The sequence below is a fragment of the Pseudomonas sp. 9AZ genome (assembly GCF_902506525.1).
In the GTDB taxonomy this organism is placed as follows: domain Bacteria; phylum Pseudomonadota; class Gammaproteobacteria; order Pseudomonadales; family Pseudomonadaceae; genus Aquipseudomonas; species Aquipseudomonas peli.
This window is the reverse complement of sequence record NZ_LR733840.1, coordinates 1,137,549-1,152,608: the sequence shown is the minus strand read 5'-3', so window position 1 is coordinate 1,152,608 and position 15,060 is coordinate 1,137,549. Positions and strand designations below refer to the sequence as shown.

The 15,060-nt window shown below is 57.6% G+C and carries 14 protein-coding genes; 8 read left to right on the top strand and 6 right to left on the bottom strand.

Going from position 1 to position 15,060, the window contains the following annotated elements:
• Positions 1-23 precede the first annotated feature (23 nt).
• Positions 24-206, bottom strand: coding sequence for an antitoxin VbhA family protein (locus tag ALTER154_RS21195; RefSeq protein ID WP_160085578.1), 183 nt, complete (start codon positions 204-206; stop codon positions 24-26).
• A 176-nt stretch (positions 207-382) separates the two neighbouring features.
• Here ALTER154_RS21195 and ALTER154_RS21190 point away from each other — a divergent pair, with 176 nt between their 5' ends.
• Positions 383-835 (top strand): antitoxin Xre/MbcA/ParS toxin-binding domain-containing protein, encoded by a 453-nt coding sequence (locus tag ALTER154_RS21190; RefSeq protein ID WP_372239915.1) that lies wholly within the window; start codon positions 383-385, stop codon positions 833-835.
• Positions 836-978: 143 nt separating this feature from the next.
• On the opposite strand, the gene ALTER154_RS05505 is transcribed toward ALTER154_RS21190, so the two are convergent.
• Positions 979-1,176, bottom strand: coding sequence for a hypothetical protein (locus tag ALTER154_RS05505; protein ID WP_218585076.1), 198 nt, complete (start codon positions 1,174-1,176; stop codon positions 979-981).
• A gap of 351 nt (positions 1,177-1,527) precedes the next feature.
• Here ALTER154_RS05505 and ALTER154_RS05500 point away from each other — a divergent pair, with 351 nt between their 5' ends.
• The 4 genes from ALTER154_RS05500 to ALTER154_RS05485 all read left to right on the top strand — a co-directional run bounded on the left by ALTER154_RS05500 (position 1,528) and on the right by ALTER154_RS05485 (position 4,027).
• Positions 1,528-1,737, top strand: a complete 210-nt coding sequence (locus ALTER154_RS05500) for a carbon storage regulator (protein WP_160085576.1) — start codon at positions 1,528-1,530, stop codon at positions 1,735-1,737.
• A gap of 104 nt (positions 1,738-1,841) precedes the next feature.
• Positions 1,842-2,279 carry a S24 family peptidase gene (locus ALTER154_RS05495; protein WP_160085575.1) on the top strand — a complete coding sequence of 146 codons (438 nt, stop codon included), beginning with the start codon at positions 1,842-1,844 and terminating at the stop codon, positions 2,277-2,279.
• On the top strand, positions 2,276-3,550 hold the full coding sequence (locus tag ALTER154_RS05490; RefSeq protein WP_160085574.1) for a Y-family DNA polymerase: 1,275 nt from the start codon (positions 2,276-2,278) through the stop codon (positions 3,548-3,550). The genes ALTER154_RS05495 and ALTER154_RS05490 overlap by 4 nt, the downstream gene beginning before the upstream one ends.
• Before the next feature lie 255 nt (positions 3,551-3,805).
• Positions 3,806-4,027: an AbrB/MazE/SpoVT family DNA-binding domain-containing protein gene (locus ALTER154_RS05485; protein ID WP_160085573.1), complete on the top strand. Its 222-nt coding sequence runs from the start codon at positions 3,806-3,808 to the stop codon at positions 4,025-4,027.
• 376 nt (positions 4,028-4,403) lie between these two features.
• Here the strand turns inward: ALTER154_RS05485 and ALTER154_RS05480 are convergent, their stop codons facing one another.
• The 4 genes from ALTER154_RS05480 to ALTER154_RS05465 are packed head-to-tail and all read right to left on the bottom strand — an operon-like array spanning position 4,404 to position 9,896.
• On the bottom strand, positions 4,404-4,802 hold the full coding sequence (locus ALTER154_RS05480) for a hypothetical protein (RefSeq protein ID WP_160085572.1): 399 nt from the start codon (positions 4,800-4,802) through the stop codon (positions 4,404-4,406).
• Between the two features lie 2 nt (positions 4,803-4,804).
• On the bottom strand, positions 4,805-7,042 hold the full coding sequence (locus tag ALTER154_RS05475) for a hypothetical protein (RefSeq protein ID WP_160085571.1): 2,238 nt from the start codon (positions 7,040-7,042) through the stop codon (positions 4,805-4,807).
• Entirely contained in the window at positions 7,039-8,634 is a 1,596-nt protein-coding gene (locus tag ALTER154_RS05470; protein WP_160085570.1) for a site-specific integrase, read from the bottom strand. The genes ALTER154_RS05475 and ALTER154_RS05470 overlap by 4 nt, the downstream gene beginning before the upstream one ends.
• A complete protein-coding gene (locus tag ALTER154_RS05465) occupies positions 8,631-9,896 on the bottom strand; it encodes a site-specific integrase (RefSeq protein WP_160085569.1) in 1,266 nt (421 codons plus the stop codon). Before ALTER154_RS05465 ends, ALTER154_RS05470 begins: the two co-directional genes overlap by 4 nt.
• Before the next feature lie 148 nt (positions 9,897-10,044).
• On the opposite strand from ALTER154_RS05465, the gene ettA reads away from it, so the two are divergent.
• From ettA to ALTER154_RS05450, 3 genes are all read left to right on the top strand, one after another.
• Positions 10,045-11,739 (top strand): energy-dependent translational throttle protein EttA, encoded by a 1,695-nt coding sequence (ettA, locus tag ALTER154_RS05460; protein WP_160085568.1) that lies wholly within the window; start codon positions 10,045-10,047, stop codon positions 11,737-11,739.
• A 148-nt stretch (positions 11,740-11,887) separates the two neighbouring features.
• Positions 11,888-12,214, top strand: coding sequence for a TraR/DksA C4-type zinc finger protein (locus tag ALTER154_RS05455; protein ID WP_160085567.1), 327 nt, complete (start codon positions 11,888-11,890; stop codon positions 12,212-12,214).
• Positions 12,215-12,444: 230 nt separating this feature from the next.
• On the top strand, positions 12,445-14,907 hold the full coding sequence (locus ALTER154_RS05450; protein WP_160085566.1) for a Lon protease family protein: 2,463 nt from the start codon (positions 12,445-12,447) through the stop codon (positions 14,905-14,907).
• The last annotated feature ends 153 nt before the right edge of the window (positions 14,908-15,060 follow it).

The following is a 15,060-nucleotide window of genomic DNA, read 5'->3' as shown; positions in this document are numbered from 1 at the left end:
TGGCGTGGAAGGAGTTGACTTACTCAGTCATGGATTCCGTAGCGAGCCTTTGCGGCTGCTACAAGTTCAGCCGAGGAAAGGCGGCCCTTCACATATTCAGCCATTTTCGAGGACATGAAAGCGCTCATGTGAGCGCCCGCAAGATTGTTGGTGGCCTGTACATGGGCTACGCGGCAGCGGCGTTGCGCTTCTTCGTGTGTTGGCATCTTGATCACCCAAAAGGATAAGGAGACTTTAGACGGGTAGGCGCTTCAACAACAATATCTACGGTTGGCCGACACCAGCCAGAAGCAGCTGGTCAGTTGGTGACTATGAAATTAGGGGCGATTCAGTTGGTTTGGAATCCGCCTCAGCACTTCAAGGGCTATGCTGCCGGGGTCGCATGGAAACACGCGCTTCACGCCCAACGCCAGGACCAACTGGTAGAGACAACTGTAGTGGTCTACTAATGCAAAAGCTTTACGATCGGCTAGGTTTGCCAAAAACTCATTACCGGATGCATCAGGCGGTGTTGGCCGGGCTTCCGGTTACGCTGGTTGCGGATCTGGCGCATGAACTGGGGCTGCGTCGCACCCAGGTCGCAAGGTGGGTGGGAACCTCGTTTCGACACTCCGTGATGTCTGTCCGGACAGGCGAGGTGTTTTGTCGTCTAGTCGAGACCTTGGACGCCTTATTGGAACTCCATGAGGGAGATCTCGATGGCGCGCTCCGCTGGCTGACCTCACCGGTTCTGACGCTAGTCTCCGAGCGGCCGATCGATCTGCTCGTTACTGAGCCGGGCCGGAGGGCAGTACTGCAAGTGATTCACGCGATCGAGCACGGCTTGCCGGCTTAGGGGCGACCGCTCTAGGGCGAGCTTTATAGGCGTTTATAGTCAATTATGGAGTCCTATTTGGACGTCCGATTCGCTTCGCCCACTTTAGGCCGGAAGCAGGCTATGCCGACGGTGGACGACTGGATTCTAGATATTAGATTGCTCTAGGTGGTTTTAAGCTCTGCCAGCAATGGCCACCGATCATGAATCCATGCGTACTCCTCCGGCGGATCGGTGGTAACCACATACAGCCGCCGTTGTTCCCCTTCACCAATTATCAGACATTCCAACGCGTACCCCTGCGGCACGTCGAACCAGTGTGACGGCCGGTTCTTGTCACCTAGCCGGCCTTCCTTTTCCATGAAGCGCTCCACCATGCCGAAGCCACGGCGCGGCTTGTATCTATCCCAACCACCAGCCTCCACTGTGCTGAGACGCGCCCAGCCACCCTGGGGGCTGCTGCCTGGCTCCTTTTTGCGCCTGCCCCAGTGAATCCAGTCCAGTTGACCGCTTCCTTCTATTTGAACTGGAATTGCTGCTTTGGGATTTGGGAAATAGATCCTCCAAACCTTGTCCGCCTCGCGAGCTTCTACTCCTCCGCACATAACTGGCCCTCTCACATTGCCTGCCGCTGCAGGCTCGACTTCCGTCACCTTGTTCTAGACTACCGATGCAGGACGCACATTCCCTCAATCAGCAAAGGACTTGCCCCCATGGGATTTCTGACCGTCACCCGCCGCGAAGGCGAAATGATCCGCCTCACTATCGATCCCGGAGTTGATCCCGAAAAGCTCCTTCAGCAGCTGTTGCGCGACGGGATCACCATTCATGTGGGCTTTGCCGAGAGCCACAGCCGAGCTCGCATCAGCATCGATGCGCCCAAACAGATCACCATTCTCCGCGAGGAGCTTATCAACGCCTGAATACTTGAGAGGGCGCCTCCTGTCGGCGCTCTCCTGGTCTCGGTTGACCAGCTCGGCGTCTTCTCGAATACTGTATTCATATACAGTATTTTGGAAGTGCTCTGATGTCTCTTTCCATTCTTGCTCGTGGTGAGCGCCTGCGGGAACGCCTGCTTACCGATGTGGCTGACCTGCGCATAACAGGTTTCCAATCGCCTGCTGAGGACGAAAAGGAGGAGGGTCTCTCCCTCGACCGCCTGACTGGTCTAGGTGCGCCTCATATCTGGGGCGTGCAGGTGCTGGATGACACGCTGCTCGGTTTTGGCATCTTCCCGGGTGACCGGTTGATCGTGAATCGCGCGGCATGCCAGCTAGATAACCGATTTGTAGTAGTCGACTTGGGCGGTGAGGGCTATCGAGTGCGCTTGGTTGCGCGGGATTTGTTTGGCGGGCGATGGTTGAAGGCGGCGGATCCGATTGTGCCGGACGTGCAGCTGGATGGAGATCTGGTTATCGAGGTGTGGGGCGTAGTGAGCTGGGTGGTCAGCCGCGTAGCGCCATGAACACTTCCCGCCGTGTGTTCGCGCTGATCGACTGTAATTCGTTCTACTGCAGCTGCGAGCGCATTTGCCAGCCGGGTCTGAAGCGCAGGCCAGTGGTTGTGATGTCCAACAATGATGGTTGCGTAATTGCGCGCACCTCAGAGGCTAAGGCCTTAGGCATTCCCATGGGTGCGTCGTTTAAGGATGTTCGAAAGGAGCTAAGCAAACATGGCGTTATCGTGCGCTCCAGCAACTACACCCTTTATGCAGACATCAGCAATCGAGTCATGCGAGTAATGGCTGAGATGCTTCCAGGGATTGAGGTTTACTCCATTGATGAAGCATGGGGCGATATGACCGGAGTAGCCGACCCGGAGGCGCTTGGTCGTAATATCCGTGACCGCTTGGCGCAGGAGATTGGTATGCCGGTGGGAGTGGGCATCAGCACCACCAAAACGCTGGCTAAGTTAGCGAATTGGGCTGCGAAGAAATGGAAGGCAACTGGTGGCGTGCTAGACCTGACTGACCCAGTGCGTCAGGAAAAGTTACTGCGTTTGGCACCGGTATGGGAGGTATGGGGTGTAGGCCACCGTTCGGCAGCCAAGTTGGCCACTCTGAATATCTCCACGGCCTGGGATCTGGCGCAGTTCGATGCGGCAACGCTACGCAAGACCTTCGGTGTAACCATGGAGCGCACGGCTAGGGAGTTGCGTGGAGTTAGTTGTATTGGTTTCAAGCAGGGACCGCCACCGAAGCAGGCTATTTGCTCAAGCAAAATGTTTGGTAAGCGTCAAAAGGAGCTGCCGCCGATTCGTGAGGCACTCACTGCTTACGTGAGCCGGGCGGCTGAGAAGCTCCGCAGCCAGAACTCGTTGTGCAGCACGATTCAAGTCGGCCTACAGACGCAGCTGGCCGACCTCGACGGTCCGCGCTATGCCAACGCTATGACCTTAGCCCTCCCGGCACCGACCGATGACACCCGCGAGATTCTGGCGCTCGCCCAGCGTGGCCTGGAGCAAATCTTCCGGCCAGGTTATCCCTTCTCGAAATGCTCCATCTTGCTGATGGACTTGAGCCAGCGCGGTGAACTAACTGGCGACTTTTTTGAACTTGGGCCGCGTCCAGGCGCAGAGCGATTGATGGCCATAGTTGACCAGATCAATGAGAAGAACGGCCGGGGTACCCTACGCTTCGGCCGGGTGCCCAAGAAGCCGAAGTGGGCTATGCGCCGAGACATGTTAAGTCAGCGATACACCACGCGCTGGGAGGAGGTGATTTGCGTACGAGGATAGAACTAGGTCGGGCGTTGATACCTAGAAACCAAGACAGCTACGTCTTCTGAACGAACCAAATTTCAGCGTCGAAAGCGCTCTTTCAAGGGCAAAAATCGCGATGGGACTTTTGCAGCAGCTTCGGCCCGAAGCTGCCACTCGCAAATGACTCAACCCGGCAAGAAGCAGTCTTTTCCGACTTACGATCTCGACTAGAGGCCTGACCTTGGCCTAAGGTCGACAGCGTCAGAGCGAGCAAGAAACTGGAGCGCGAAAATGGATACCAAACTAGCGACGATCGAAGATTGGGACGGCGATGGCGCAATCCGTATTCCTGATGAAGTTCTCCAGGAACTAGGTGTCGACGTAGGCGACACTCTCTATTTGATCGAGGAGTATGTCGGCACTGTTCGGTGCCTTATTCTCAGTAAGACACCTCGGGTTCCGGATCGTACAGATGAGCTGGCCGAGCACTGGAATCGGATTGGCGATGACTAATGCACGGCGCATGAGTGATGTGCAGATAGCATACGAGTTAAACAGCCCCGCCAAGCGCGGCTTTTGAGACAACTGCCGCCCAGGAGCAGTCGTTGGGATGCAACTAAACTGGGGCGCTCATTGAGCGCTATTAGATAATAGAACCCACTGCATCAGGCGCTGCGTGAAGTGACCTCTTAAGGTCAACAATCAAGAACGCCACCGCGACCTCTCGCTCTCGCCGATCGACGCGATAGGTCGCGAGGTATGGGGCGCAAAGCCCCGGATTATCAACTCGTCCCCTTCCAGAACGTAGCGCGGAGCATGGGCCGAGTGCTCGAATTTCAGGACGTAGCTGCCATGAGTTTTTTCCAAGTATAAGTTTCTGAACACCGGATCAGGTCTTCTTTTGAAGCTGTGAAACCGGCTGCTCCAACATCGATTGCGTTAGCCCGTGCATATCCGCATTGGCTTGCCAGATCAAAAACCGGCGATACATATCTCGAGCAGCAGCTGACAGCTTCTGATTTTTCTCTGTCAGTTTCTCAATGCGCTCGTTGGCTGCCTGAATATCGCTAATCCAGCCCGGCTTCAGCTTCTGAGCCTTCAATCCCGCCTTGGCATTCTTCATTGCTAAATCCACGGCAGGTAGATTCATCAGGGACTGGCGAGCACGACTGATACCCAGTTTTTCTTTGCAGGCCTCAACGAGCAAAGGCCAGGTCAGCTTCGGCTCTGACCATTCCTCAATTAGCTTAATGATGCGTTTCTCATCCTTTGGCGTTAAATGCCCCATCGTTAACCCTCAATCTCATCCAGCAAGGCCAAGACGTCATCCAACGATGGCAACGCCTCTTGCGCCTGGTTATCTTCAACGAATTTGACTTCGATCAGCCCCGACATTGCGGCGGCGTTCTTGGTCAGCGTCCAACCGTTATCGGCGTTCCACACGATGGTACCGTTTTCGAGTTCGGGGTTTTCCAGCGTATGGATGAGCGCCTCGCACTTAAAGAGCTTCTCACCCAGTTTTTTGGCCGACTCCGATGCCCCGAACACACCCCGAGACTGGGCATCCATGGCTTTATCTAGGCGGCGTTTAAGGTCGTCACGTTCTTCCATGAGGTTGCCCAGCTTCACGTCATCGCCTTTGACGCAACCGAGTCGACCGCAGTCCAAACAGGCACCCATTTTCGGGCAGGGCTCGGAAGCAAAGTTGTGCACACAAACGCCGTAAGGGGTTAGATGGATAATGCGGTCCTGCTCACCCTCGCGCAGTTCCCTCACCTCAATCAGGTTCAGCGGCTGATTGGTTTTGACCTTTTCCAGACGCTGAGCAGCGGTGCTGTGCTTCGTTTGTGGGTGGTAATCCGCAACCCTTTGGGTGCGTTCCTCGACTGTTTCATGGTTGTAGACCGACCCCAACGTCGTGCGCCCGGAGAAGGCGTCAATCAGGAGCTGCGACAGGCCCGCCCGGTGCATCTGCGTGTTCAATTCGTGCCGAAACGCATGCGTGTTGACCGTGACGCCGGGGTAGCCATAGCGCTCGAACAGGCTTTTCCTTGTCGGCTGTTTCGAACCACCTAATTGCACAGTCATTCGGCTAGAGTTCACCGCGATCTCCACGCCAAACCCGTGTGTCACAGTAATGCCACCTGCGTCTTCAGCCAGCGCTCCCGTGCGCACTGTGAACAACGCATTACGGTACTTCACCCGAGCTTTGCCCTCCGTATACGGCGTGGTGTATGGAAAATCCTTTGGAAGATACTTCTCCCGCAACAGCACATTGAGCTTGCGCAGCGTGATCACAAACCGGTCGTCATATTCAAAGCTCTGGATTCCAAGCTTGCCCTTGACGAAGATCTTCTTCCCTGCGCTGGCATCCCACCCGTCTCGGATCTCGGCCATTAGGGCTCGGGCGGCGGGGCTGAGCGCCTCTCGCTTCTCCATGCCTTTCAGCAACGAACGATTAAATGCTTTTCGCGGGCCGCAGGTCTCACCAGCGCTGATTTTCAGCGCGGCACAGGCTTCGGTGTACGTGAGCGGTTCATCAGGCCCCTTGGGTGGCAGTCCTTCATGGGGCGGAAACTCATCGGGATGGTCCTCCAGCCAGGCGGCGTAAGCCCGCGCCTCATCGGTGATCGGTTTCAGTAACGTGATGGCCCGCTCGACGACCGGCTCCATCTCAGGCGTAATGACGGGCTTCAGTATTACCTGGTTTTTCTTTTCCGCGTACCAGCGCAAGAACATGCGCTGGTTGCCTTGGGTGTCCTCTTTGAATACTAGGAAATCCAATTCAACATCCGCCAATTCACCCACGCGACTGGGTGCACTCAGCAGCAGCGCACAGGCGGATGTCACAACGATATCGAGGGGGCGGGTCAATTCGTTATTGAACACTTCCCCGAGGGCCTTGATCGCTTCAGGGTTGGGCAGCTTATGTTCCCGATCCGCTTTTTGCTGCTTGAGCGTGCCACTCAGCCTCCGCCTCAGCGGAGAGGTCCACCGGAAATCCGACTTGAACAGTTTTTTGGCCCGCATCAATGTGATGACGGCCTCAAGTGCCTTACCGTATTTGTATGCGGTATCGCCTTTTGTCCAGTGACGGTTCATGTGGTCGCACGCTTTAGTACAGACAGCGGCGGACACCCGCGTCACATCCCGCGTGCCGGTCAACTCGAACAGGGCGGCTTCCAGCGCCTTCAGGGGGGACAGCCAATCACCGATATTCTTTTTTTGCAAATACACCCTTCGGTACACCACTATTGCTTTGGCATACTCCGTGAATGGTACCTGCATCGCCTTTGGGGCGGTTTTGGTCGATCCGAGCTCCGTGAAGCTACAGGATTGGACGCCATGCGAGTGCCAACTGTCGTCTTCCCAGCGAATACTCGCGTGCACTCGATTGGGAATGCCTTTGGGCAGGGTCTGTTTTGCCCATTCGATAAACGCCGCGAGCTGAGCCTCCGCAGCCAGTTGGCTCCTGGGCTTAAAATCGACAATGTTTTTCGTCGGTTCAGAATCAAACCCTTCGGTCATTCTTCTGTCCTCCCAGCGCCCGATGATCGGCGCATGGCCTCACAATCTATAATCACCTTGCGGCAGGCCAGAATGGCCCGATCCCAGAGCACACCGGTGGTTTTGTCCGTGGCAATGGTTTGCTCCCGACGACGTTCCAATCGCTCAAGGACCGAACTGTGATCCGCGTCCAGAAGTGGCTGAAACTTTCCGCAGGCGTAACAGGTAAACGGCGCATCGAGATGGCAGGCGGCATCGGCACCACACACCGCCAGATTCTCGATTAGTCGATCCGCTAGTTCCCCGTTTTTCGCTGAGGTGCGATCTGTGACGATGATCCCGGTGAACGCATTCACAACCAAGGCCAGATGGTCGGTCATCTTCGCGTCGATCAACGCCAGCAACTCTGCCGACACCTGTCGGTACTTTCGCACTGTCTGAGTACCCTTGTGCATTAATGCGCGGGCCATCGCCCACTCACTCATCCCCGCATTGGACAGGTCCGTGCCGAGGGTGTGCCTGAACCGGTGACTCCGCGTCACAATCAGCGGCTGATGGGTGCGAGGCGAAATCGGAAAGTCCTCCATCCGCTCAATGCGCTCAAGCCAAGCATTGATCGTGCTTTTTCCGGCATGAAAGATCGCCTGCGGCGCGTCTTCGAGGCCTTTTTGGAGGGGGCTATCGAGCAAAACAGGGGGATAAACCCGCTCCCTAACTCCTGCTTCATCATCCAGCTTCCGACGAAAGAGGGGCACATTCTGAATGGCTGCATTCCAATCGGTACCGTCTGGATACGTTTGCCAGAGTTGCGCCAGGACCATTGCCTTGTAGGCCTGCACCACGCTGTAGAGGTCATCATCCAGGCTGAATGTTTCGAACTTTACTCGCCAACCTCCCTCGTCCCATTTTTGCTTTGCCCAGGGCATCCTGACCTTGCAGCCCTGATCGCTCTTCGTGAAATCACCAAAAACCAGCGCTCGCGCCTGAGTGCCTCGCGGCCCATAAATCATCAACAAGCGCAGGTAAAGGTACTGCTCGGGATCTAACTGGCCGTGACAAAACTGCTCATGTATCCATTGGTACAGGCCGTCCTGTTCCACCTGCGTGAACGGGCCTTGTTCGGGGTCCAGGCTGAGGATCACATCGTGGCTGGATTTCTTGTTCCTAGGCAGTGCCTGGTAGGCATCGATAAGGGGTTGCGACGGGCGCTGTTCGAGGGATTCGCAGTCGTGCCAAAACGCCATGAAAGAGGCAATGACACTAAACTCAGCATGGTTAAAGCGCTCCCGCAGATCGATCAGGTGATTCTCGTTGAGCGGGTCAAGCCCGGCTTGTGCAGCCCGCGACAACACAGAGGTGGCCACAAGAACCGTGCCCGCTGACACATCGGCCATTCGGTACGCCAGGGCGGCGTGCAACCAGGGCTGCCAATCCGGCGAGACACAGGTAATAGCCGCTTCCCAGTTGACTGAACGACCATTCGATTTATCCGGTCTCCACATGGGGTGGGTAGGTGTGAACACTTCTCCGCACTTGGCCAAGCGAGGCGTGTTCAGCCATGCATCGAGGCTATCCTTCGTGGGTGCCTGAAGTGCTTCGACGGCGATTTTCACTCTGAGCCTCCTTGTGTCGCCTCGGCGTTCTGACGGATGGCCTTAAACCGCTCGGCCCGTTTCTGTATCGCTTTGTCTGCCTCTTCCTTCCAGAATTTCGCGCCGTAGCGGCCGGGCATGTCCGAATCGGGACTCCAGCCAAACATGTATGTCAGGGTCTTTTGAACTTGCGTGGTGCGATCCTCCGGCGTGAACGCTGCCAGTTCCTCACGCATGCTTTCCAGCATCGTGTAGACCGCGTCATGCCTCAGAATATGCGGGTGCACATGAGCCAGTTCCGGTGCTATTTCTCGGACCCTGGACAGAACGCCATCCACTGCCTTGATGGTCAGAGGTCCGCCCTCATTTCGCTTGTGCGCCACCAGCAAAAACGGATGCCTTCTCGCTTGAGATGCGCCGCTACGGGGCTTTCTGTTGCGATATTTCGATTCGTACTCAGTGATCGCGTCATACAGGTCATCGGTCATCACCATCATGCGCTCGTGGGTTTTGAATTGCGGGGCCATGGTTCGTGGATCGAGGCTCTCATCCTCCAGGTTGACCACCGCTAGTTGACGACTGTGCCAGTGAATATCGCTGGTCTTGATCAGCAGCATCTCGGAGCGGCGCAGACCCATGTCGAGACCCAGCAGCAAAATGATGTAGTTACGCAGCCTGATGGCTTCATCTGAAAAGGGGTTCTCGGCGCTATCCGGATACATGATTTCCAGCAATCGAGTTCGCTCCTGGCTGGTAAGCCCTTTCATTTCGTCCAATCGCGTTTCTTTCCACGCAGGGCGGGCCGCATCGATCTTGCGTTTGATGCGCTCCTTCAGGTCGTCAACCGCCTTATATCGTGTTGAGTGATCACCCAACTTGTCATAGAGGAAGGCCAGATAGTCGCGTACCGCCTCGATTCGCTGCTGCGCATGGATTTTGCCAACGGATTTGTAGGCAGTCGGATGCAAACGCATCCCCGCATACTTCTTGGCCAAGGTTTCCTTACTAAACCCCGCGTCCGACACAAATCTGGAAAGCTCGCTGTCTGTCAGGTATTTGCTGGCAGGGCGCTGTTCGATTCGAGAAATCAGATCAATAGAGGAAAAAGCCAGAAACTGCTCAAGCACAACCAGATGCTCAAGGTACTTCTTTGTTGTTTCCAGTGCTCTGCCCGAGTGCTCCATGGTCATGTAGAGGTTGGGGTAGTAAACCGGGATGTAGTCTTGCACCAGCAGCTTTCTACGAGCACCATTCACCACCTGCTCTATGACCTGGAAACCCATATTGCTCCCTCATAAAAAATAACTTTTCTAAGTATAGTCAGGAACAAGTTAAGGTCAGCGCAAAACCTAACGTTTTGCTTTTCCGAATTTAAGCGCTCGTCGCAACCATCAAAGCACTGAAAAAACTGGATTAAAGGCGAATCAAACCATGTCCAAAGGTGACAAATCAGGCAAAACAGGCTCTTACGTATACACCATGCATCGGCTCGGCAAAGTCGTACCGCCGAAGCGGGAAATCCTCAAGAACATCTCCCTGTCGTTCTTCCCTGGCGCGAAGATCGGCGTACTCGGCCTCAACGGCTCGGGTAAATCCACCCTGCTGAAAATCATGGCGGGTGTCGACACCGAGTTCGACGGCGAAGCCCGTCCGATGCCGGAGCTGAATATCGGCTACCTGCCGCAGGAGCCGCAGCTCGACCCGAGCAAGACTGTGCGCGAAGTGGTTGAAGAGGCCGTGAGCCAGATCAAGGACGCCCAGGCGCGTCTGGATCAGGTCTACGCCGCGTACGCCGAGCCGGATGCCGACTTCGACAAGCTGGCCGCCGAACAGGCCAAGCTCGAAGCCATTCTGCAGACCAGCGACGGCCACAACCTCGAGCGTCAGCTGGAAGTTGCGGCGGATGCCCTGCGTCTGCCGGCCTGGGACGCCAAGGTTGAACACCTGTCCGGTGGTGAGAAGCGCCGCGTGGCCCTGTGCCGTCTGCTGCTCTCAGCCCCGGACATGCTGCTGCTGGATGAGCCAACCAACCACCTGGACGCCGACTCGGTGGCCTGGCTGGAGCACTTCCTCCACGACTTCCCGGGCACTGTGGTCGCGATCACGCACGACCGTTACTTCCTGGATAACGTCGCCGGCTGGATTCTCGAACTCGACCGCGGCGCCGGTATCCCTTACGAAGGCAACTATTCGGGTTGGCTGGAAGCCAAGTCGGATCGTCTGGCCCAGGAGTCCAAGCAGCAGTCAGCCCATGAAAAGGCCATGAAGGAAGAACTGGAGTGGGTGCGCAAAGGCGCCAAAGCCCGTCAGTCCAAGTCCAAGGCACGTCTGCAGCGTTTCGAAGAAATGCAGTCGCAGGAATTCCAGAAGCGTAGCGAGACCAACGAGATCTACATCCCGGTTGGCCCGCGTCTGGGCGACAAGGTCATCGACTTCGTTAACGTCAGCAAAGGCTACGGCGACCGCGCGCTGATCGACAACCTGTCGTTCAGCATGCCCAAGGGCGCCATCGTCGGCGTGATCGGCGGTAACGGTGCCGGTAAATCGACCCTGTTCCGCATGCTGATGGGCAAGGAACAGCCGGACTCGGGCAGCATCGAGATCGGTGAAACCGTGCAGCTGGCCTGCGTGGACCAGAGCCGTGACGACCTCGACGGCAGCAAAACCGTGTGGGAAGCCGTGTCTGGTGGTTCCGACATGATCAAGATCGGCAACTATGAAGTGCCGTCGCGCACCTATGTCGGGCGCTTCAACTTCAAGGGTGGCGACCAGCAGAAGTTCGTCAAGGACCTCTCCGGTGGTGAGCGCGGCCGTTTGCACCTGGCGTTGACCCTGAAAGAGGGCGCCAACGTGCTGCTGCTGGACGAACCGTCCAACGACCTCGACGTGGAAACCCTGCGTTCGCTGGAAGAAGCGCTGCTCGACTTCCCGGGCGCCGCCATTGTGATCTCTCACGATCGCTGGTTCCTGGATCGCGTGGCGACCCACATCCTGGCGTATGAAGATGACTCGCATATCGAGTTCTTTGAGGGCAACTACACCGAGTACGAAGCGGATCGTAAAAAACGCCTGGGCGACGCAGCTGCGCAGCCGCACCGCGTGCGTTACAAGAAGCTGGCGCAGTAAGCTAGGTTGCAATAAAAAAAACGGGGCCGAAAGGCTCCGTTTTTGTTTGCCGGTTCCGCGTGCAATGCGCGAGCAAGTACTGATCTGTGACAGTGTTTGGCGCCAGCACGGGAGCACACTGAATGCAGTGCTCCTGAGGACTGCCTACATGCCTGCTTTCGACCCCCATATCGCCCTGTACACCTTGGTAAACGAATACAGCGCTCGCGCCAATGCGATCCGCCAGGATCTGGCGCGTCTGCATTCGGCAGGTTTTGCCGAGCAAGCGCAGCAGCGGCAAAACGATGACGTGCTGCAGGCGCTGCTGGCCGAAGCCGAGACTGGGTTGCGCCAAGTCGGCCTCGCCAAGCTGCGCCTGGCCGAGGGGCGCTACGGCTTGTGCTTGCGCTGCGGTGAGGCCATCAGTGCGGCGCGGTTAGAGGTGATGCCCGCAGCAGAGTGTTGTCTGGCCTGTGCCGATGCGCGCGAACGTTGAATGCGCTTCTGCATCGGCGGGCAGCAATCCCGCCGCGAAGTTGCGTTTGCGCCGGCTAGTCGATGCTACGACCGGCAGCGTGATGGCGTACGGTTAGTCGCGCTCTGCTCAGCGCGGGTGCTCTGGTGTGGCACTTGGCGAGATTTGCCGAGCCAGGACGCGCCTTTTGGCTTGTGGATGCGGGCCGATGCGGCCATGATTTCCACCAGGCCCCCGTCCAAGGATTTCCAATGCCAGACTCCGTCGCAGCCCATTTGCGGTTGGCACCTGAAGCACTTACCCGTCCCTTCTCCCCTGAGCAGTTCAACTTCACCAATACCGAAGACCTGGAGCCCTTCCGCGGCGTATTGGGCCAGGAGCGCGCCGTCGAGGCGCTGCAGTTCGGCGTGGCGATGCCGCGCCCCGGTTATAACGTGTTTGTCATGGGCGAGCCCGGTACCGGGCGTTTCTCCTTCGTCAAACGCTACCTCAAGGCTGAAGCCAAGCGCCTGGAAACCCCGGCTGACCGCGTGTACGTCAACCATTTCGATGAGCCGCGCGAGCCGCGCGCGCTGGAGCTGCCGTCTGGCACTGCCGGTGAGTTTCTTGCCGATATCAATGGCCTGATCGACAACCTGCTGGCGACCTTCCCGGCGGTGTTCGAGCACCCCTCGTTCCAGCAAAAGAAGAACGCCATCGACCGCGCCTTTAATAAGCGCTACGACCAGGCGCTGGATGTGATCGAGCGTCTGTCGCTGGAAAAGAACGTCGCTCTGTATCGCGACAGCAGCAATATCGCCTTTACCCCGATGCTTGAAGGCAAGGCGTTGGATGAGGCCGAGTTTGCTCAGTTACCGGAAGCCGATCGCGAGCGCTTCCACGCTGATATCGCCACTCTGGAAGAGCGCCTCAACGAGGAGCTGGCCAGCCTGCCGCAGTGGAAACGTGAGTCGAGCAACCTGCTGCGTCAGCTCAATGAAGAAACCATCACCATTGCCCTGCAACCGTTGCTTGCGCCGCTGTCGGAGAAGTACGCCGAGAACGCCGGCGTCTGCGCCTACCTGCAGGCGGTACAGGTCAATCTGCTGAAAACTGTGGTTGAGCAGCTGGTCGAGGTCGACAAGATTGATGCTCAGACCCGCAAACTGCTCGAAGAGCAGTACTGCCCAAGCTTAGTAGTCGGCCATCACGCCCAAGGCGGCGCACCGGTGGTGTTCGAGCCGCATCCGACTTACGACAACCTGTTTGGCCGGATCGAATACAACACCGATCAGGGCGCGCTCTACACTAGCTACCGCCAGCTGCGTCCCGGTGCGTTGCACCGCGCCAACGGCGGCTTTCTGATTCTTGAAGCAGAAAAGATGCTCGGCGAGCCGTTTGTCTGGGATGCACTCAAGCGCGCCCTGCAATCGCGTCAGCTGAAGATGGAGTCGCCGCTCGGTGACCTCGGCCGTATCGCCACTGTGACCCTGACCCCGCAAATGATTCCGCTGCACCTCAAGGTGGTGATCATCGGCTCGCGTCAGCTGTATTACACGCTGCAGGACCTTGATCCGGACTTCCAGGAGATGTTTCGCGTCCTGGTCGATTTTGACGAAGACATCCCGCTGGCCGATGACAGCCTGGAGCAGTTCGCCCAGCTGATGAAAACCCGCACTTCTGAAGAGGGTATGGCGCCGCTGAGCGCTGCTGCTGTGGCACGGGTGGCAACCTACAGCGCGCGGCTGGCCGAGCACCAGGGGCGTTTGTCGGCGCGTATTGGCGATCTGTTCCAGCTTGTCAGCGAGGCTGACTTTATCCGCAGCCTGGCGGGTGATGAGGTGACCGACGCCGGGCATATCGAGCGCGCACTCAAGGCCAAGGCCACCCGCACCGGCCGCGTTTCGGCGCGGATCATCGACGACATGCTGGCCGGGATCATCCTGATCGACACCGCTGGTGCCGCCGTGGGCAAGTGCAACGGTCTGACCGTGCTGGAAGTCGGTGATTCGGCCTTCGGTGTGCCTGCGCGGATTTCTGCCACGGTCTATCCCGGTGGCAGCGGCATCGTCGACATCGAGCGTGAGGTCAACCTCGGCCAGCCGATCCACTCCAAGGGTGTGATGATTCTGACTGGCTATCTGGGTAGCCGTTATGCCCAGGAATTCCCTCTGGAAATCTCTGCGAGCATCGCCCTGGAACAGTCCTACGGCTATGTCGACGGTGACAGCGCATCCCTCGGTGAGGTCTGCACGCTGATCTCGGCGTTGTCGCGCACGCCGCTCAAGCAGTGCTTCGCCATTACCGGCTCGATCAACCAGTTCGGTGAAGTGCAGGCGGTGGGTGGGGTCAACGAGAAGATCGAAGGCTTCTTCCGCCTCTGCGAGGCCCGCGGCCTTACGGGCGAGCAGGGCGCGATCATCCCGCACTCCAATGTCACCACCCTGATGCTTGATGAGCGGGTGCTGCAGGCGGTACGTGCCGGGCAGTTCCATATCTATGCCGTGCGTCAGGTCGATGAGGCGCTGAGTCTGCTGGTCGGCGCAGATGCCGGCTCACCGAATGAGCAGGGCCAGTTCCCAGCGGGCAGCGTCAATGCGCGGGTGGTTGAACGTCTGCGTGATATCGCCGCCATGGGCATGGAAGAGGACGACAAAGAGGAGCCGAAGAAGGAAGAGCCGGCTGCTGCGGCCAAGGAGAAGAAGCCTCGGGCGAAAAAGCCGGCGGCTGAATGACCGCCCGGCTGCGACAATTCGCCCGGTGGCTGGTCAGTCACTGAGCGAATTGCGCCGCCGGCCCGCGCGCCTGGCTCAGGCCGGCTTTTCCTCACTTCATCCACACAGTTATCCACAGCAAGCGGGGATAACTGTTGGCTTCCCAGTGGCGCT